Consider the following 18,886-nt stretch of genomic DNA (forward strand, 5'->3'; position numbering starts at 1 on the left):
ATAGACGAACGCAAAAATATGATAAGAGTCTGTAAGATGTATTATTATGAATCCTGGACACAGGAGAAGATTGCGGAGAAGTTAGGTGTATCCAGGCCAGTCATCTCCAAGATGCTGCAACGTGCGAAGGAAGAGGGCATTATTGAGATTGTCATTCATGATGATGATTACGAAACGTCCAAATTGGAGAAAAAACTGGAAGACATATTTAACCTCAAACAGGTGTTGGTCGTCCCAACCAAGGATCTGAATAAAGAGTTGTTGTCGAGTGCTGTAGGCAAGGCTGCCGCTCAATTTGTCCAAAAATTGATTAAAAACGGTGACCGTGTAGGTGTCTCATGGGGCAATACGCTCTATCATATGGTGCGAGAGTTCCCTTTGGAGAAAAAAGAGAATGTCAAAATTATTCCACTGGTGGGTGGAACAGGGAATTCGCGCAATGAAATGCACTCTAATCAGATCGCCTATGAGTTATCCAAAAAAATGGGCGTAACCTGTGATACGTTATATGCTCCGGCCGTTGTGGAAACAGAAGAGTTAAGGGAGCAGATTGTTGGCATGCCTAATATTTCGGCCGTTCTTAAAGAGGGGGAGAATATCAATCTAGCGCTGGTGGGGATCGGAAATCCGTATTCCATGTCAACGATGGAACGATCGGGTTATCTTAATGAGCAAGTGTTAACTGAATTAAAGGCACTTCACACGGTAGCGGATATTAATTCTGTGTTTATTACTCGTGAAGGTACAATCACCGAGCATCCCATTAATCATAGAGTCATTGGCCTTGGACTGGAGCAGTTAAAGAAGACTAAAACGGTGGTAGGCATGGCCTTTGGTTTGCACAAAATAGACTGCATACTGGCTGCTTTGCGGGGTGGATATATTAATATGCTCATTACGGATGAAGCCACAGCAAGTCATATTACGAAAATTTGATGTTCGAGAAACATCCTTTCGTTTCGCTATTGAAACTCATTTTATGCACTTTGAGCCAGGAGAACCAAAAGGTTCTCCTGAGCAACTATAAGAAGAACTCACTATTTAGCCTACCTTTATGGCTTCACTAGAAGCCTGCTTCCCACCTTTTTTACGAACAAAACTAATGATCAGCAGTAGCAGTGGTAACAAGCCAAATAAAAAAATGGAGATATTGCCAAGAAAATCACCTAAAGCTAATGTTTCCTCCAGGTTTTTGGGCAAGTAAGCAATTACATATAAGACTGGCAACATCGCGAATTGTATGCTCGTAATATTTTTGAGACGAAACAAATCTCGGATCCCGATTGCCGCAAAATAGTGTTTAAAAGCATACGTTGCAAAGATCTGCATCAGCCAAAATACAATAAACAGTGATTCATAACGCTCAAAAAGAAACCCCTCAATTTCAAAACTTCGAACCATATCGAACGTTGGCCACATCCGTGTTTGAATTCCTGGCAAAGATAAATTCCCTACAACGGTGACAATCGTGATCAAATAGATAATCGTGCAAATAAGTATGCTGTATATAGCAGCTTTATTGCTCGCTTTCACGTCCACCATGTAAGCTGTGATGATGAGTAAAACTTCATATCCAGAATAGGAGAGACACGAAGGTTTAAGACCCTTCAACACAGGCATGAATCCATCGCCCAGGAGTGGTCTGAGGTTATTAAGTTCAAACATCTTGCTGCTTAAAAGGAAAACCAGTGCTAGCAACACAAGCGTAACGGGCAACACAATGGAAAAAACTCGGATGATGATTTTTAGACCACCTGTTAACATATAGATACCAATCCATAAACTAACCATGATGGTAACCCAACTAGGCGTGCGCTCAAGGATGTACATACTTGTAATTTCGGCCATGACTCTGACTTCGAATGAACAAAGAACAACAAAATACACGATAATTAAAAGTCCCAATAGATAAGCAATCCATTGACCTGTGATTTCGGGTATAAATTCGAACACCGTTTTACCGGGGAATCTACGACACAAGGTTACAAGGAGAATGCTGATTGTGGTTACAATTAATCCTGATAAAATAACAGCAATCCATACATCTGGTGTTCCTACTGCTTTACTAATTGTGCGAGGGAGTGTTAGAATTCCAGCTCCGAGTATTGAATTGATAACTACAATAATGACCTCGGAGGTATTAATATTAGTTGTGGATTGCTTCATTGGACTTCGCTCCAAACCGGAGAATATATTTCTAGGTAGTATCGCCCAACGCAGTTGTTTTATGTAAAAATGCTGTACTGATATAATGTAGTGATATCCAATAATGAATTGAAGATGAGGATGTAGGTTATGCCAAAGAACGATAATATGTTAGCCATTCTATGGATGCTGAATTCAGGCAGCAAGGTAACTGCAAAACAGATGTCCGAAAAGTTAGAAATCAATATAAGAACCGTATATCGATATATTGATGCATTATGCACCAGTGGAGTACCGATTATTTCCGATACAGGTCACAACGGCGGGTATAGCTTGCTGAATCAGCATATCAAAGCACCTCTGTTATTTGATATTGAAGAAAAAAAGGCACTTCTCCAAGCTGCTGTGTTTGCAAAAGAAGCTGGATACCCTTTGAGTGAGGCATTGGACAATGCAACATCCAAATTGAGAATGTATTCAAATCAGGATCAGGAAAACACACTTCGTCGTCATTTAGCAGGGTTTAACGTTATCAATCGCATGGGAGATCCATCCGTTCAGCCGATCTTGGCGGAATTGGAGCAAGCCGTGGCTAATGATTGCTCTGTCGAAATTGATTATCGCAGAAGCCGTGATGAACAACCCAAGAATAGAGTAATAGACCCTTATGGAATGGTTTACTGGAATAATAAATGGTATACCATTGCGTTTTGCCACTTGAGAAATGAGTTCCGCAGCTTTCGGGCAGATCGGATTCTGCGAATCAACCCTACTCCGCTCCGCTTTAAGCGTTCGGAATCTTTTTCTGCTCGTGAATTATTTATGCAAAATTTATTACCTGATGTAGTGGGCAAAGAGGGGGTAATTTCCTTGGTTATCGAAGGCCGATCAGAGGCATTGGATGACTTGGGGCTGCATTGGTTTATGGGACATTATCTGAAAGAGCGGACTTCTAATCATGCCATCTTTTTATTTGATGAAAAATCAATTGATACATACGTCCCCTATTTTCTCCTATCCTATGGGAAATCCATTCAAGTCATCGAACCACAGCGTGTGAAGGACAGACTTGTTGCTGTTGTATCCGAGTTAATGGAATACTATCAACTTTAACAACTTCACTGACAGTATTTGAACTTATCGGATTTTGATCTGTGAACTTGATAAAAAAGTTGCGAAGCTTTGCTGCTTTGGATATGATTATCTAATGTTCGATTAAAAAAATACTTATGTAATCAATTAATGATAAAAGATAGTGAGGTAAGAAAAAATGATCGCAAAAACAGAAGAAGATTTTAATGGCTTGAAGGAAATTGGCAAAATTGTAGCTTCTATTAGAGATGAATTGGTTCAAAGAACCATCCCAGGGATAACCACTAAAGAACTTGATGATTTGGCAGGAGAGCTTTTTGAGAAAGCTGGCGCAGTTTCTGCTCCAAAAAGTGAATATAATTTCCCGGGATTTACTTGTATTAGTGTTAATGAAGAAGTGGCACATGGTATTCCGGGAGATCGGGTTATTCAAGAAGGGGACATCGTCAATATTGATGTGTCTGGCTCCAAGAACAGTTATTTTGCAGATACGGGAATCTCGTTTGTCGTAGGCAAAGGTGAAGAAGTGTTAACGAAAATATGCGACGTTGTTAAACTGGCATTTGAAGCAGGTCTTAAAAAGGCAAAACCAGGCTCCAAAAAAAGCGGAATCGGGAAAGCCGTATTCCAAACTGCCAGACAGCATGAATTAACGGTTATTAAAAACCTTACAGGACATGGTGTTGGACGTGGAATACACGAAGCACCTGACCACATCTATAATTATAATGATCCATCGGATGATGAATTGTTAAAAGAAGGCATGGTTATTGCTTTCGAGCCATTTATCTCAACTTCAGAAGAAGAAGTAGTTCAAACTGGAGATGGCTGGACCTTTGTTACTAAAAACAGCTATGTAGCTCAAATAGAACATACCATTATACTTACTAAAAATGGTCCGATTATTGTCACTCTTTAAGGTGTTCAAACTGAAAGTCGCTAAATTAGCGACTTTTTTTGTTTTTGTTTTATTGGTACGTCAAAGCAAATCAAAATATAAACGTTCACTTATTAATTTATGTTGAAATTATGGAAGGATTTAACGTATATTTAGATCTGATCTTTATGTTATAGACAGAGGTGATTGATTGAACACATCAAAAAAGCGCGTTCAAGTCATTGATGGACTGCGCGGATTCAGTCTGGCCGGCATTGTGCTGGCAAATATGCTGGCTTTCCAATATGGAATCTATGGCCAGAGCAAACCCCAACTGTTCGGGATCGGCGGAGCAGATCAGGCTTTCCTCTCGTTCCTGCTGATCACTGTGGTGGGCAGTTTTATGCCGATTTTTGCATTTATGTTTGGCTTTGGAATGGTTAAGCTCTCGGAAAGTCTAAAATCACGAGATTTACGACCAAAGTGTCATCTGGCACGCCGTTTTCTACTACTGTTTGGAATCGGATTATTACACATCATCTATCTGTGGGAAGGGGATATCCTGGCTTTTTATGGCGTACTCGGTTTCTTCCTGCTCATGTTCCTTAATCGGAAGCCTATAACGCTGCTCATTTGGGCGGTACTGCTACTCATAGGAGCGGGGATACTTGGTCTCCCGGCATCTAATCCGATGAACCCACTGGCGATTGAGTCCATTCATATGGAGAACTACATCATTCAAAGTCAGGATGTATACGGTAGTGGCAGCTACACGGAGATAAGGAATTTCAGTAATAACGGCGACCCATTCGGCGGGGATATGGAGGTGTCATTCGCCCTATTGATCCTGCTGCTAGCTCCACTCATGACAGTACCAATGTTCCTGCTCGGTATGCACGCTGCCAGAATCGGCACATTTAGCGATCCCCAAACGATGCGGACTATGTATCTTCGCCGGGCATCGTTATTGATTCCGGTAGGTTTGATACTCAAAGCATACGGTGTATTGGCGCCACAATTGGGTGCGGAAGGTTGGCTTGGAATCGGAATCGGGGGGACGCTTGGAGGATCGTTGCTTGCGCTGGGATACATATACGTATTTGCGCTGTTGTATGCTGGATACCGCCGTTCCAGCCTGATGGACAGGTTCGAGGCGGTCGGCCGTCTCTCGTTGACGAATTACCTGATGCAGAGCGTAATCTGTACGACAATTTTCTATGGATATGGCCTGGGACTGTTTGGAAGTGTTGGCGTGTTTATCGGAGCGATTATTGCACTTGCAGTCTATGGCATTCAATTGTGGCTCAGTCCGCTATATCTTAAGAAATTTAGCAATGGGCCTGTCGAGTACCTGCTACGGATTTGGACATATCTGTCCTGGAAAGGGCAGCCAAGAAAGAAGAAAAGATCGAACTTAACTACGAATGAAAACGCTCCTGGTGTTCAGTAAGCATAAAGTGTTATCGTGAAACGCAAAAAGAAGCTCGTTCCACCAAAAGAAAGGGCTTCTTTATGCCGTAACGATCATCTTCCTAATGTTTCCTGTTATAATTAGTAATTATTTATAGATTCAACTATTAACCCTAATACATAAGCTAACTATTATAGTGCAGACAGTGGAAGGTAATGCGAAATGAAAGATGAAAGCATATACATTCAACTGTTTCCACTCAGGCTTGAAAGGATCATTATTGTGCTAAAAATAATTAATTTTCTTCTTTTCTTGCTGATCATTTGGGTAGTCATCTTTTATCCTTTTCGTTTTGCTTGGTTTGAAGGTTTGAAACAGATTCCCGCAGATCTTCATGGTGTTTATTTACTATTCTTGTTCTTTGGATATCTGATCTGTTCATCGGCTATGGGGCTTATGGTTGGCAAGATGTTTTTTAAACGAAAAGGAAAAGGACAGTAATAGGACAGTAGTTACGAATTGGAGTAAAATTTCGTGCAGACTAAGAGGAGACCCCGTTCAATTGCAATGTGGGTAAGAGTATTCAAGTAGGGGAAGATTTTCTGACCCATTACAACGTACAATTCTTGATGTTGATAAAGCATCATTCAAAGTCGCTAAAGTAGCGGCTTTTTTTGTTTTGAGTGTGGGAGAGCGCGTACTGTCCGCAAGTTACTTTTCATTTCGGTAAACCGAAACCACGTTTGTTAGAAGCTCGCCTTTAACAAACGTGGTCGAGAGGGCGGCTAGATAAGACGCTAAGAGCTTGAGTTTGTCCTTTCCGCCAGTTTAGTAATCAACTCGATATCTTGTTCGGTTAATTGTTCAAAAAAATGTTTGCGTATTGCCTTGGAGAGGAAGGGACGGGCATCATCTAACATTGATTTTCCAGAAGAAGTGATACTGACTTGTACTCCACGATCGTTGTCTAATGGTTTCTTAATCACGAGACCACGTTTTTCCATACGCTTCAGATGATGAGATAACCGACTTTTATCCCAGTCCATAGAGTCGGCTAATTCCTGTTGGCGAAGGCTACCATCCCCAAAAAGGACTAATCGGTCCAATACTCCAAAATCACCCTCTGACAATCCTGAGTGATCGGCCATATCTTTGACGATGCGACCGAAGATGGTCTGAAAGGAACCTTTCCACATATGCCATATTCGCATTTCTTCTTCGTTAAGTTCATTTTTATCCATAGGAGCATAATAACATGGTTGACGTGTCAACTTCAATGTGCTAAATTTGATCCAAGGTTGACGCGTCAACCTAAATTCATATGAACCCACCAATCACAAAAAAAAGGAGATTATAACTATGCAAGATAAACCTGTCGCTCTGGTCACTGGGGCTAATAAAGGTATCGGCTTTCAAATTGCGAAGGATCTCACGGAACACGGATTCACCGTGCTCGTTGGATCTCGCAGCCTAGAGAATGGAGAAACTGCCTCAAAAAGCATCGGTTCGAATTCACACGCTCTCCAGCTCGACGTTACAGATGAAAATTCTATCGCTGCTGCTGCAAAACGTATTGGGAACGAATTTGGTCGTCTCGATGTACTCGTGAACAATGCGGGGATCTCGCACGCAAGCAGATCGGGTGAACCATTTCCGAACGGTGGCGCAGCGAGTGGTCTTTTGACCGTTGCTTCGCTTGAAGATATTCGTACAGTTTATGAGACTAATGTTTTTGGTGTTATTGCTGTCACGCAGGCGATGTTGCCACTTTTGCAGGAGGCCCCGGCAGCACGTATCGTCAACATAGGCAGTACCGGTGGCTCCCTTAGCTGGAACTCTATTCCGGAAAACTCGCATCGTGCGATGTTTGGTGCCTATTCGGCATCAAAATCGGCTGTTCATGCGGTGACACTTGCCTTTGCATTTGCGCTTGAATCAACAAACATCAAGGTCAATGCGGCATGTCCAGGCTTCACATCGACTGCGCTTAATAATTTTGCTGGTACTCGTAGTGTTGAACAAGGGGCTCGTGAAGCGGTCCGGCTGGCGATGATTGGAGCGGATGGTCCAACAGGAACATTCTCAGATGAGGATGGACCCATTGCTTGGTGATCATAGTTATACAATGAGGGTGAGCAACTTAAGGAGGATTTCATGATGCGCGTTTTCGTAACAGGAGCAACAGGCTACATCGGTTCCGCTGTCACCCGCGAACTTATTCAAAGGGGGCATCAGGTCATCGGTCTCGTGCGTTCAGACAGTAGTGCTGCGAAACTAGAAGAGTCCGGGGCCGAAGTACACCGCGGTGACATCAACGATCTTGACAGCCTCCGTAGTGGTGCAGCTGCTGCGGATGGCGTCATTCATCTGGCATTCCATCACGACTTCTAGAACTTCGCTGGAGCACTCACAACAGATCTGCATGCCGTAGAAGCGATGGGGGCGGCACTTGAAGGAACTGGTAAACCTTTCGTAATCACCACGCATGTAAATGGAGTGGCAACGGAGAACATGGTGTTAGCGCTGGCAGGGCGTGGAGTGCGTACATCGATTGTAGAGCTTTGTCCATCGGTACACGGTGAGGGTGACACAGGATTTGTGCCGAGCCTGATCAATATTGCCAAGACTAAGGGCTTCTCGGCCTATGTGGGAGAGGGGAACAACCGTTGGCCGGCTGTACATCGCCTTGACGCCGCGCATCTATATTGCCTGGCGTTAGAAAAGGCACCCGCTGGTTCACGACTAGATGGGGTCGCAGATGAAGGAGTGCCATTTTGCGACATCGCGAGTGCGATTGGTGAGCAGCTGAATGTGCCGGTAGTCAGCATTTCACGCGAAGAGGCAGATGCCCATTTTGGCTTTCTCAGCACACTCGCAGCGCTCGATATCCCGAGATCAAGCGTTGCAACTCAGGAACTTATGGGATGGCGGCCAGTGCAACCTGCACTGATTCCCGACCTTAAACAGTCTCATTACTTCAACAACTGATTGGAATTTTCACGCCTTTTAAAAAAAATAACAACCATTAATAGAAGCCACTCCATTCGTCAGGGGTGGCTGCTTCTTTTGCTAATGTATTCTTAAGACATGGGAAAAATAGGTTCTTGAATTTCTTTCCCGATGTACAGCCGAATCCGAGATTGTGATAGGCTGTATCTACAAAAGTATTACACGTTCTAAATGGAAGGGGATAATTTACTTGGATCAGGAACTTGCGACCACGATCGCTATTGAATTTAAGAACAATCAGAAGGTGTTGAATGCGATCGGAGACGAGACTCGGCAAGCCATCCTCATAGCCTTGATTCAAGGGCCGCAAAAACCCGGCATGCGCGTAGGAGAGATCAGGATGAAGACTCACCTTTCCCGACCGACCGTATCACATCATCTGAAAATCTTGAAAGAATCACAGATAATAAGTGTTCGTAAAGAAGGAACTCTCAACTATTACAGCCTTGACTCCGGTAGCAAGTTGAAATTGTTGAAAAACCTGGTGAACCAAATAGAAAAGTTGCTAGCGCAATGCGAACAACAAGCATCGGAACAATAAATAGAAAACACGGGGAGGGGGAGTTGCGAATGAATCAGACAGTCGCAGCGGCAAACGGAGTGGTCATTCCTCAACTAGGGTTCGGCCTATATAAGATCAAAGACGGGGGGACCTTCGAGAGGACAGTCGAGGAGGCTATTCGAATGGGTTATCGCCATTTCGATACGGCCAAAATTTACGGTAATGAAGCGGCGCTAGGTCGGCTCATCCAAAACAGCGGCATTCCCAGGGAGGAGTTCTTCATTACCTCCAAGGTATGGACGACAGACCTGGGGTACCGTGCGACGAAAAAGGCGTTCGAGCGGACTTGCCAGCAGCTGAACCTAACATATCTCGATATGTATTTGATTCATTTTGCCGGTCCTCAATACGTGAATGCCTGGAAGGCGATGGAAGATTTATACGACGCAGGTAAAATCAAAGTTATAGGTGTAGCCAATTTCGAGATCCGGCATCTGGAGCATCTGAAGAAACATTCCCGGATTTCGCCGATGGTAAATCAGATCGAGACCCATCCGGAATTTCCGCAACATGAATTGCATGATTATATGGTTCGGCATCGGATTCTGCATGAAGCTTGGGGACCGTTGGGGCAGGGAAACAAAGCGCTGCTGGAGCATCCGGAGCTGGCGGCAATTGCCCTTTGCCATCAGAAGTCGGTTGCGCAAGTCATTTTGCGCTGGCATCTGCAACGCGGAATTATTGTCATCCCCAAATCATCGAATCCTCAAAGGATAAAAGAGAATAACGAAATATTCGACTTTGAGTTGAATGAGAAGGAAATGGAACAAATACGACGATTGGATACGGGTAAGAGATATTCAGTAAATCCGAATGGCTACATGGTCAACCCGATTTATATCAATTTGATGAAGTTATTTATTCGCTCTCATTGATGGATCATATTTCTCCGGTACTGGTAGGGCGTAACTCCGTATTCCACTTTGAACAACTGGATAAAATATTGATTTTTTCGGTAACCAACCATCTGCGCTATATCGGCTACACGGAGTTCCGAATCTTGAAGCAATTGAGAAGCCTTCTCCAACCTCTTCCTGGAAATGTAGTTTGACACATTTTCTCCTGTCTCCTGTTTAAACAGTTTGGAAAAGTAGACGGGATGGAGATGTGCAACTTTCCCCAGTTCATCCAGGCTAAGGCCATGTGACAGATGCTCTTCGATATACGTTTGTACTTTGTCAACGATGGTTTGAATGGACATCTGTTTGTTGTTTCTGATTTGACTGACCCGATCCATGAGAGTTGAAGCTAGTTCATCAGGATGTCGTAACTGGTTGAATATCCACTCCACGGTTTCAGAGGGATCGCGATCCTTGTCCGTCAGATATACATATAGAATGGTCTCCATGAGAAAGATTATTTTTTGCTTATGGAGATGGATTTGATCATATTTTTTAATGATATTTCCGGCCGACTCCCAATCACCGCATGACGGAGAATGGTTGAATATGCCATTGAAGTCTTCTAAGTGTACGTCCTCATTAAGAAAGAACCTGTAGAACATCTGTCGGGTCACGTTTCGATCAGTCAATGAAAAGGGAGGAGACGCGATCGATTGCTCCAGTTTGATGGTCAGTTCTGCAGCAGCTTCTTCCGGAACCAGACCGAACAGCCACGTTCCGGCAGCCCACACGAGACGATCCAATTTGTCTCCGACAGCGTGTTTTATAACATCCTCATGTTCCTGTGTGAAACCCTCCAGCTTGAAGCAGCAAAAACGGCGTTCCCCTAAAAATTCAGTATACGAATCATATTCCTTCCTTAATGTCTCGTTATGACCAAGAAGTGAAAGCAGATACCCCAAGCCATTGAAGTTCTCCCATGCGACAGATTGAGAGGGCCGTATCTTTGTAATATGGTTGATGGCTTTGGACATGGCTTTCTCCACATCATCTTTGTCTACAGGTTTGAGTAAATAGTCGAGCGCACCTAAACGAATTCCTTGTTGCGCGTATTCGAACTCAGAGTAGCCGGAAAGGATGATCACTTTGGTAGGCAAGCTATGTTGGTGGACATGTTGAAGCAGATCAATACCCGACACCTCAGGCATTCGGATGTCAGTGATTAGAATATCGATATGATTTTGAGTCAACATGTCTCGAGCTTCAATCGAATTGGTCATCGTCTCGATCTGATCAATGCCAAAGGTGTTCCAATCGAGTAAATGCTTCATATATTCAACGACATAATGTCCGTCATCCACAATTAATAATCGCATTAGTTATCTCCTTTCACCTCGGGAATGCTGATGAGCAACAGGACGGACAAGCCGCCCCAATCATTAGTAGTAAAATGTAACCCGCTACGTTCGCCGTACGTATTTTTCAGACGTTGATTTACATTCCAGAGCCCTACGCCTTTAATTCCTTCAGGCGGGGTATCACTCTCAAGCCGAGCTTCCAGGCTGCGGATATCATCCAGTGAAAGACCTTTGCCGTCATCGGAGACCTTGATCGTTATCGCAGTCTCTATCTGTTTTACATCAATCGTCACCCGATGGGCACCTTGTTGTCCTTCAATGCCATGTTGAATCGCATTTTCAACCACTGGCTGGATGATCAGCGGCATTAGGGGAAGGGAGGACAATTCCGACGGCAGATCAATGCTGTACTCCATTTTTTTGCTAAGAGCCATAATAATCAGGAAATGTTCCGCAAACTGAAGCTCGCTTTCCAGCGTGACTTCATGCCGGTCCAACTTGGTTAAATAACGATAATATTCAGCCAGATGTTTGCTCATGCGCATGACAGAATCAGGTGAAAATTGAGCCACCGACATAATGAAAAACAAACTGTTGTACAAAAAATGAGGATTGATCTGAGCTTGCAGTTGTTGAAGTTCCGCACTTCGTCTTAGTTCCGTTTCAGTCTTCAAGGATACGAACAGATCCTGGATCTCAGTAACCATATGATTAAAACTTCTGAACAGGCTGTAAAACTCTCTATCCGTATTTTCGGTTATACGTGTATTGTGATTGCCTTGTTCAACCTGTGAAAACTTCCGCTCCAACAAACGAATATTACGGTAATAGTTCCGGTAAAACGTAAAGATCACAACCAGACCAAGCGTGAAAACGGCTAAAATGCTGGCAAAAAAAACTTTACGGTTGCGGTCAATCGGTTGCAGAAAATCATTTGTCTGTGTATATGTAATCAGGTAGGCGTCGATTGATTCAATATATCGGGAAAGAACATAATAGTCGTCTGAATTGGTGTGATAATCATATTTCAAAGTGATCTCCGGCTGTGGAGAAAGTATTTCAGTAACCGCTTTCAACAGATCGTTATCGACTTCTTTCTCACTCCATAACTGATGGGAATTAAACCAAAAAAAAGCATTTGAGCTATCGTTGTTCACAGCCTTTTTCAGCAGATTTTTCAAATAATCGGTATTCAGCTTTACACCAACGACGTACTGAGTCGGTTCATTTTCCCCAGATTTTTGGATGTAAGGATAGAGGGCGAAGTAATACAAGCTATTGCCGACGATTTGCCATCCCCGTTGATGAACATCCTTGAACGGAAGTCTCGCCTCAGGCGTACTGTTGGTGGACAGAAATGTTTCTTCAGACTTCCAGTAAATGCCGATCGATTCAATCGATCGACTGGATAGGAGCGTTTGCCGCAAGCGATCAACGATATCGTTTTTCTTCATTTGGGAATCGTAATTGCTCAGCTCGATAACATGCCTCTGATAAAACCGGACATCACTGTCTGCCGCATACTGAACCCCGTACATATTAGCCTCGTATATAATCCCGTCAAGAATGCCTTTCACATAATCAAGCTGGTTTTTGGAAGCACCGATCAGATTCTCCTCAAGTGTCTTGGAGCTCAATCGGTTCATCACGAAAAACAAACTCAACGTCAGCAGCAGAAAAAAAACAAAAAAATAGAAGAATCGCTTCATATACATTTTTCGGATCATATGAGTTTCCTTTCATATCGCAAGGCGTAGAAGTATAAATTCCTATCGGATTAACTTTAATATAAGCCAAACCTTCGAAAAGCGGAAGGGCAGCATCTGCTATAAATGAAAGCGTTTTAAAATTGATTCAGGATGAGGTGATGATCTTGAAATTTTGGCATTTTGGAGTGAGAGCGCTTTTGTTAAGCTTAATTGCGAGGATTACTTTCGAAGAGCCAACATAGAGGAGGTATGCAACATTAACGAGACTGTGCCCGTCGGATCTGCAAAAAAAACACAACCAAAGATTCCCCGCCGAACTTCATTCAAAAAGGAAATCAAGAAAAGCTGGCCTTTGTACGTACTGTGTATTCCCGCATTTGTGTTTGTCTGCATCTTTTCTTATGGCCCGATGGTAGGTTTGCTCATGGCATTCCAGGACTACAAACCATGGCTGGGCATCACAGGTTCACGGTGGATCGGGTTAGATAATTTCGAACGAATTTTCCAGTACAAAGAAGCCACACAAGCGATTGTTAATACGTTAATTATCGCTGTTTCTAAAATTATCGTTGGTATCATCGTTCCGATCGTCATGGCTATCCTGCTGAGTGAGATCCGAAATATGGGCATTAAGAAAAGTGTACAGACTCTGGTGTATCTGCCGCATTTCTTGTCCTGGGTCACGGTCGCGGGGTTAATGATCGACATTCTCGGATTAGACGGGGGAATCAACCACATCTTAACAAGGGTTTTCGGCAACGATCCCATTTACTTCTTGGGTGATCCTGATCTGTTTCGGTTCACGGTTGTGGTCAGTGATGTGTGGAAGAGCTTCGGCTTCGGCATGATTGTCTATCTGGCGACCATTGCGGGAATTAATCCTTCCTATTACGAAGCGGCTGAGATCGATGGTGCCACACGCCGGCAGCAAATTCGATACGTCACCTTGCCTAGCATGTTGCCCATGATCATCGTCATTTCTACACTGAGTCTGGGGAATATTCTGGATGCGGGTTTTGATCAAGTCTTCAATCTGTACAATCCGCTTGTCTACAGTACGGGAGATATCATTGACACCTATGTCTACCGTTCATCCTTGTTAAACGGGCAATACGGGTTCGGGACCGCTGTAGGATTGTTCAAATCGGGGATTAGCTTGATCTTGATCGTTGTCTCTTACAGGCTGGCCTATAAGTATGCCAATTACAAAATATTCTAACAAGGAGGGAGAGGGAACATGTACCATAAAACGACAGGTTATAGAGTATTCTCCTATTTTAATTACGCGTTCATGATACTGGCGGGTCTGGCGTGTTTTCTTCCACTGCTCCATCTGTTGGCACAATCGCTCAGCAGCAAAGCGGCCATTAGCGGTAATATGGTTTCATTTTGGCCGGTCGGGTTCAATGTGGATGCCTATATCAAAACGTTCAACAATTCTAATTTCAACGGTGCCATGCTGACATCCATCACTCGAACCGTATTGGGTACAACCATCAGCATGTTTATTCTTACCTGTGCAGGATATGCCCTGTCCAAGGAATTCCGGGGACGCAACGTGCTCATGTGGTTTTTTATCTTTACCATGCTCTTCTCGGGGGGATTGATACCTTCTTACATATTGATCACAGCCCTTGGATTAAAGGACACCATCTGGGCTCTTGTGTTACCGGGCGCTTTTGGTGCTTATAATCTGATTCTTCTCGTTAATTTCTTCAAAACCATTCCAAAAGCCTTGGAAGAAGCAGCATTCATTGACGGAGCGTCCTTTTTCGTGATCCTCAGCAAAATATATTTGCCGTTATCTCTGCCTGGCATAGCGACCGTATCCTTGTTCATTATGGTGGGGCACTGGAACTCCTGGTTTGACGGGATATTGTACATGTCGGATGCAAGTAAGTATCCGTTAGCTTCGTTTTTACAGACGGTCGTCGTGCAGAGCAATATGCAGAATATGGCGATGAGCCAGTCTGAAGTGGCAGCCATGTCTGAACAGAGCATTAAGGCAGCGCAAATTTTTGTCAGTACGCTGCCGATCATTTTGGTCTATCCTTTTTTACAACGTTATTTCGTGAAGGGAATTGTACTAGGAGCCGTCAAAGAATAGTTAGGATGACGAAAAATTGGATCGCTATATAAGTTTAACTAAAATTTACACGATAACGGAGAGGACAGAAATAACCTGAAGAAGCGGAGCGTTCGCCTAAAAGCTTTCTGAAAGAAAGCTGCATCGGAAGCATACGCTATTACCAGAATTTCACCTTTGTAAAAGTGAATCAAAAAAATTCTGGGAATAACAGCGATCGGAAGGTTGTTCTGCCATCGGAGTGCCAGTGTAAATATGCAATTAGTTGAACTTATATAGAAAACAAATTGAGCTTGAGTGAAGGGGGCATCTTTCCATGAAGAAAAGAACCGATTTATGGAAAATGGTAAGTATGGTTATGCTGTCGGCTATTCTTGTGGCTGGTTGTAGCAAAGGGGAGAGTGCTTCCGAGACCGCACCGGCATCGGTGCTTAAGGACGGAAAATATGATCCATCGTTTACGATCACCATCGCTAAACAACAGGATGAAAATGCTGGAAAGTACATCAACGGTGAGACGTTGAATGACAATGTATTGACCCGCTGGGGCGAACAAAATCTGGGTATCAAAATACAAACCACCCTGCTGGGAGGTGATGCTTCACAATATAATACCAAGCTGCGGCTGGCACTGACGGGTTCAGAGAAACTACCAGACGTTCTGCCTGTCTATGACACCATGCTGGTCAATGATCTGATCGATTCGGGACAGGTCAAGGAGATTACAGAAGACATCTCAACTTACATGCCTGACCGGATTAAAGACATATACAAACAATACCCAACAACCTTCAATCCAGTGGTTAGGGAGGGCAAGGTCTACGGGATGGCGATCGCACCGAATCTGACGGAAGGCGAAGTCATGTTGATCCGCCAGGATTGGTTGGACAGATTGGATTTGGAAGCGCCAACAACGATTGAAGAGTTTGAGCAAGTCATCGCGGCGTTCACCAATGAGGACCCGGATGGGAACGGGAAGAAAGACACATACGGCTTTACTTTTTCAGGTAAAGATTCCTACAATACGGGCTGGGTTAGCGACCCGGTCATGATTTTCAGCGCATACACGGGCAAGCACCTTCCAAGACAATGGCATAACGACAACGGCAAACTCACCTATGGATCTGTGGCTCCTGGCAACAAAGAGGCACTGGCCAAGTTACGTGATTGGTATGCAAAAGGGTACTTGAACAAAGAACTGGCCACCCAAGGGGCCTGGGATGCACTGTCTGATTTTACGGAGGGGAAAGCTGGTATCATCATTGGTCGTCCTTGGCTGTACGACAGTGTGAAGGACGTAGAGAAAAATGTGGATGGTGCACAAATTAGTGCTTATCCGACCATTCAAGGCGTGAACGGTGATAAGACCTACCAATCTGCCCAGTTGAACGACGGTGTGTTCATGTTTAACAAGGACTTTCAGAACATGGAAGCTTTCTTCCTGTACTACGATAAAATGTACGACGCAGCGTTCAGCACGGGAGAGTTCAAATACGGCTACGCTCAAGGATACGACTACGATATCGTTAACGATGAAGTCACTTTTGATCCAACGAAATTCAATACGCCATTAGAGGCCGTGCAGGGCGTTGGGAAAATGGCATTTACCAAAAATACACCGAGTGTTGATGGTCCCGGCCAATCCTACTACGATCTGGCGAATGGAGTTAAAGCCGACACGGGCGTCCTCATTCAGAGTGCTTCAAAAGATCAAACGACGCAGGACGGATATCGGATTTCGTATGAAAACAGAGATGTTTTATTACCAAATGAGTTTAACGGTCCACCAACGCCAACGATGCAAAATGTGTGGGAACAGTTGACCACCATGGAACAAGAGACGTTCACCAAAATCATATATGGCAATGAGCCGCTTGAAGCATTTGATACCTTTGTGAAACAGTGGCATGAAAAAGGCGGAGACACCGTGATCGAAGAAGTTAACGAATGGTACAACCAAGCTAGCGAGACGGATGTAATGACACTGATGAATTTGAAATAAAGTCAAGTTTCACCTGGATCAGCCTTCCGGCAACAGGAAGGTTGGTCTTCTAAAAAAGGAGATGATGAGACATGATCAAAGGTAAATCGTGGATGGCTATCGCCATTGCATTGATGTTGTTAACACTTCAATTAACGTCCTCAGCTCAGACCGTTCACGCTGCCGCTGGCGAAGAGACCCACATTGCTGCAACACTGTTTGTATTGAAGAACGAATCCGAAGTATCCAACGCCAAAATCCATTGGGCACCTGTAACGGGAGCTACAGCATACGAGTTGTACAGATCCGAGAACAATTCGCCGTATACGTTATTACAGACCCTAACCGGTATAACGACGGATGATTATGACCTCAACATAGGTAGCACGTACAAATACCAAGTGAAAGCATATGGAGGAACTTCCTTAATTACCTCCGCTGTCTCAACAGAATATATCCCATACAGCCTTCCAGAGAACCTCACGACTTTTGATAACACAACGCAATCAACGCTTATGCTCCCGAATGAACTTAAAGTTGGAGGCACCTACTACAGATTTAATTTCGTGCAAAAGTCATCAGGCGGTTTTGGCGAAATGATTCAACAGACATCAACGGATGACATCACATACGGTAACGACAAAGTGGTCCTGTCCTACACGGATCATCCAGATCTGGCGAATTCAAAATTTGAGGGGATCAATATCCTCTACCATGCGCCAACGAACAAGTTTGTTTTTTGGGCTCACTATGAAAACAGTACAGACTACACGCTTGCCAGAGTATCGGTGGCTTCAGCCACGCCTGGAGAAGACTTTACATTTCACAAAAGCTTTCGGCCGGAAGGGAACCAATCCCGGGATATCTCCATTTTCAAAGATGATGATGATTCGGCGTATCTGATCTCTACGGCCAATAATAATTCGGACACGATTTTGTATAAATTGACTTCTGATTGGCTGGATGTGGATCATCAAGTTTCTGTTATTTATCAAAGTCAACACAGGGAACTGCCCAAGATGATCAAAAAAGATGGCATTTATTATTTGTTCTCTTCCCAAGCGGCAGGCTGGTATCCGAGCATACCCTTGTATTCTTCAGCAACAAGCATAGACGGAGATTGGTCTGAATTACGGACGATTGGTAACACGTCAACCTTCTCGGCGCAGTCGGGTTCCGTCATGCGGGTGAAGCCAGATACGGGTAACAACGTGGTTATGGTTGCATATCGCTGGATGTTTGGCTGGGCAGGCACGCAAAATGGAACAACGGAGGAACGGCTGCTTCCCGTTTGGTTCTCCGATGGTTACGCATTTTATGATTATTTTGATCAAGTCCTGTACAACACAAGTGATGATGTTGTCGTTCCCGTTCAGAATGGAAAACTGCTGTCACAAGGTAAACCGGCAACAGCCCAAACGGCTACTGGAACGAACCCGGAAAATTATGCTAATGATGGAAACTACCAAACCGAATGGGTCGGCACAGGCAGTTCCTGGCCACATTGGTGGAAAGTCGACCTCGGCTCTGTTCAACAATTGAATAATGTGCAAATCTCCTGGTGGATGCAAAAAGGCTCCGAAGGTTTTTATAAATACAAAATCGAGACCAGTACGGATAATGTAAACTGGACCGTGGCTTTGGATCGAACCAATAATACATCTTACGGGTTCACATCAGATACTTTATCAAGCACTGCTGCCAGATATGTACGAATTAATATGCAAAATGCGGCACTTCATAACAACCCTAACAATTGGTACACGCCAAGACTTTGGGAAGTGAAGGTATTTGGATCGGAGACCAATTAACGA

At 43.9% G+C, this 18,886-nt stretch carries 16 protein-coding genes and 1 pseudogene; 13 read left to right on the plus strand and 4 right to left on the minus strand.

Annotation, left to right across the window (positions count from 1 at the left end):
- Positions 1–36 precede the first annotated feature (36 nt).
- Entirely contained in the window at positions 37–936 is a 900-nt protein-coding gene (locus MKZ13_RS15585) for a sugar-binding transcriptional regulator (protein ID WP_339185220.1), read from the plus strand.
- Between the two features lie 105 nt (positions 937–1,041).
- Here MKZ13_RS15585 and MKZ13_RS15590 read toward each other — a convergent pair whose 3' ends face one another.
- A complete protein-coding gene (locus MKZ13_RS15590; protein ID WP_221821171.1) occupies positions 1,042–2,166 on the minus strand; it encodes a GerAB/ArcD/ProY family transporter in 1,125 nt (374 codons plus the stop codon).
- A gap of 129 nt (positions 2,167–2,295) precedes the next feature.
- Here MKZ13_RS15590 and MKZ13_RS15595 point away from each other — a divergent pair, with 129 nt between their 5' ends.
- From MKZ13_RS15595 to MKZ13_RS15610, 4 genes are all read left to right on the plus strand, one after another.
- Positions 2,296–3,258, plus strand: coding sequence for a YafY family protein (locus MKZ13_RS15595; protein WP_339185223.1), 963 nt, complete (start codon positions 2,296–2,298; stop codon positions 3,256–3,258).
- Positions 3,259–3,415: 157 nt separating this feature from the next.
- Positions 3,416–4,156: a type I methionyl aminopeptidase gene (gene map, locus MKZ13_RS15600; protein ID WP_221821173.1), complete on the plus strand. Its 741-nt coding sequence runs from the start codon at positions 3,416–3,418 to the stop codon at positions 4,154–4,156.
- A 169-nt stretch (positions 4,157–4,325) separates the two neighbouring features.
- Entirely contained in the window at positions 4,326–5,564 is a 1,239-nt protein-coding gene (locus tag MKZ13_RS15605; RefSeq protein WP_339185225.1) for a DUF418 domain-containing protein, read from the plus strand.
- 183 nt (positions 5,565–5,747) lie between these two features.
- Complete coding sequence (locus tag MKZ13_RS15610) at positions 5,748–6,026, plus strand: hypothetical protein (RefSeq protein WP_339185229.1); 279 nt, start codon at positions 5,748–5,750, stop codon at positions 6,024–6,026.
- A gap of 296 nt (positions 6,027–6,322) precedes the next feature.
- On the opposite strand, the gene MKZ13_RS15615 is transcribed toward MKZ13_RS15610, so the two are convergent.
- Positions 6,323–6,766, minus strand: coding sequence for a MarR family transcriptional regulator (locus MKZ13_RS15615; RefSeq protein WP_339185231.1), 444 nt, complete (start codon positions 6,764–6,766; stop codon positions 6,323–6,325).
- A gap of 118 nt (positions 6,767–6,884) precedes the next feature.
- On the opposite strand from MKZ13_RS15615, the gene MKZ13_RS15620 reads away from it, so the two are divergent.
- The 4 genes and pseudogenes from MKZ13_RS15620 (at position 6,885) to MKZ13_RS15635 (ending at position 9,971) form a co-directional block, all read left to right on the plus strand.
- Positions 6,885–7,637: an SDR family NAD(P)-dependent oxidoreductase gene (locus tag MKZ13_RS15620; protein WP_339185232.1), complete on the plus strand. Its 753-nt coding sequence runs from the start codon at positions 6,885–6,887 to the stop codon at positions 7,635–7,637.
- A gap of 45 nt (positions 7,638–7,682) precedes the next feature.
- Positions 7,683–8,513, plus strand: a pseudogene (locus MKZ13_RS15625) (SDR family oxidoreductase).
- A gap of 211 nt (positions 8,514–8,724) precedes the next feature.
- Complete coding sequence (locus tag MKZ13_RS15630; protein WP_339185234.1) at positions 8,725–9,075, plus strand: metalloregulator ArsR/SmtB family transcription factor; 351 nt, start codon at positions 8,725–8,727, stop codon at positions 9,073–9,075.
- Positions 9,076–9,104: 29 nt separating this feature from the next.
- The gene (locus MKZ13_RS15635) at positions 9,105–9,971 is read left to right on the plus strand and encodes an aldo/keto reductase (protein ID WP_339185236.1); all 867 of its coding nucleotides are present in this window, start codon (positions 9,105–9,107) and stop codon (positions 9,969–9,971) included.
- Here the strand turns inward: MKZ13_RS15635 and MKZ13_RS15640 are convergent.
- Together MKZ13_RS15640 and MKZ13_RS15645 are read right to left on the minus strand one after the other, a co-directional pair.
- Positions 9,965–11,314 (minus strand): response regulator, encoded by a 1,350-nt coding sequence (locus MKZ13_RS15640; RefSeq protein ID WP_339185238.1) that lies wholly within the window; start codon positions 11,312–11,314, stop codon positions 9,965–9,967. The two genes, MKZ13_RS15635 and MKZ13_RS15640, sit on opposite strands and share 7 nt — an antisense overlap.
- On the minus strand, positions 11,314–13,011 hold the full coding sequence (locus MKZ13_RS15645) for a histidine kinase (RefSeq protein ID WP_339185240.1): 1,698 nt from the start codon (positions 13,009–13,011) through the stop codon (positions 11,314–11,316). The genes MKZ13_RS15640 and MKZ13_RS15645 overlap by 1 nt, the downstream gene beginning before the upstream one ends.
- 166 nt (positions 13,012–13,177) lie before the next feature.
- Here MKZ13_RS15645 and MKZ13_RS15650 point away from each other — a divergent pair, with 166 nt between their 5' ends.
- The 4 genes from MKZ13_RS15650 to MKZ13_RS15665 all read left to right on the plus strand — a co-directional run bounded on the left by MKZ13_RS15650 (position 13,178) and on the right by MKZ13_RS15665 (position 18,883).
- The gene (locus tag MKZ13_RS15650) at positions 13,178–14,224 is read left to right on the plus strand and encodes an ABC transporter permease subunit (protein WP_339185242.1); all 1,047 of its coding nucleotides are present in this window, start codon (positions 13,178–13,180) and stop codon (positions 14,222–14,224) included.
- A gap of 18 nt (positions 14,225–14,242) precedes the next feature.
- Positions 14,243–15,112, plus strand: coding sequence for a carbohydrate ABC transporter permease (locus tag MKZ13_RS15655; RefSeq protein ID WP_047843039.1), 870 nt, complete (start codon positions 14,243–14,245; stop codon positions 15,110–15,112).
- 295 nt (positions 15,113–15,407) lie between these two features.
- Positions 15,408–17,093 carry a hypothetical protein gene (locus MKZ13_RS15660; protein WP_339185245.1) on the plus strand — a complete coding sequence of 562 codons (1,686 nt, stop codon included), beginning with the start codon at positions 15,408–15,410 and terminating at the stop codon, positions 17,091–17,093.
- A 71-nt stretch (positions 17,094–17,164) separates the two neighbouring features.
- On the plus strand, positions 17,165–18,883 hold the full coding sequence (locus MKZ13_RS15665) for a discoidin domain-containing protein (protein ID WP_339185247.1): 1,719 nt from the start codon (positions 17,165–17,167) through the stop codon (positions 18,881–18,883).
- The last annotated feature ends 3 nt before the right edge of the window (positions 18,884–18,886 follow it).

Origin of the sequence: Paenibacillus sp. FSL R5-0701 (genome assembly GCF_037973995.1) — a bacterium.
Classification (GTDB): Bacteria; Bacillota; Bacilli; order Paenibacillales; family Paenibacillaceae; genus Paenibacillus.

Bases quoted from the DNA above. Each gene is read 5' to 3' on its own strand.
- MKZ13_RS15640 (WP_339185238.1), bottom strand. From the start codon at position 11,314: ATGCGATTATTAATTGTGGATGACGGACATTATGTCGTTGAATATATG.
- MKZ13_RS15665 (WP_339185247.1), top strand. From the start codon at position 17,165: ATGATCAAAGGTAAATCGTGGATGGCTATCGCCATTGCATTGATGTTG.
- MKZ13_RS15585 (WP_339185220.1), top strand. From the start codon at position 37: ATGTATTATTATGAATCCTGGACACAGGAGAAGATTGCGGAGAAGTTA.
- MKZ13_RS15660 (WP_339185245.1), top strand. From the start codon at position 15,408: ATGAAGAAAAGAACCGATTTATGGAAAATGGTAAGTATGGTTATGCTG.
- MKZ13_RS15655 (WP_047843039.1), top strand. From the start codon at position 14,243: ATGTACCATAAAACGACAGGTTATAGAGTATTCTCCTATTTTAATTAC.
- MKZ13_RS15595 (WP_339185223.1), top strand. From the start codon at position 2,296: ATGCCAAAGAACGATAATATGTTAGCCATTCTATGGATGCTGAATTCA.
- MKZ13_RS15590 (WP_221821171.1), bottom strand. From the start codon at position 2,166: ATGAAGCAATCCACAACTAATATTAATACCTCCGAGGTCATTATTGTA.
- MKZ13_RS15620 (WP_339185232.1), top strand. From the start codon at position 6,885: ATGCAAGATAAACCTGTCGCTCTGGTCACTGGGGCTAATAAAGGTATC.
- MKZ13_RS15645 (WP_339185240.1), bottom strand. From the start codon at position 13,011: ATGTATATGAAGCGATTCTTCTATTTTTTTGTTTTTTTTCTGCTGCTG.
- map (WP_221821173.1), top strand. From the start codon at position 3,416: ATGATCGCAAAAACAGAAGAAGATTTTAATGGCTTGAAGGAAATTGGC.
- MKZ13_RS15615 (WP_339185231.1), bottom strand. From the start codon at position 6,766: ATGGATAAAAATGAACTTAACGAAGAAGAAATGCGAATATGGCATATG.
- MKZ13_RS15610 (WP_339185229.1), top strand. From the start codon at position 5,748: ATGAAAGATGAAAGCATATACATTCAACTGTTTCCACTCAGGCTTGAA.
- MKZ13_RS15635 (WP_339185236.1), top strand. From the start codon at position 9,105: ATGAATCAGACAGTCGCAGCGGCAAACGGAGTGGTCATTCCTCAACTA.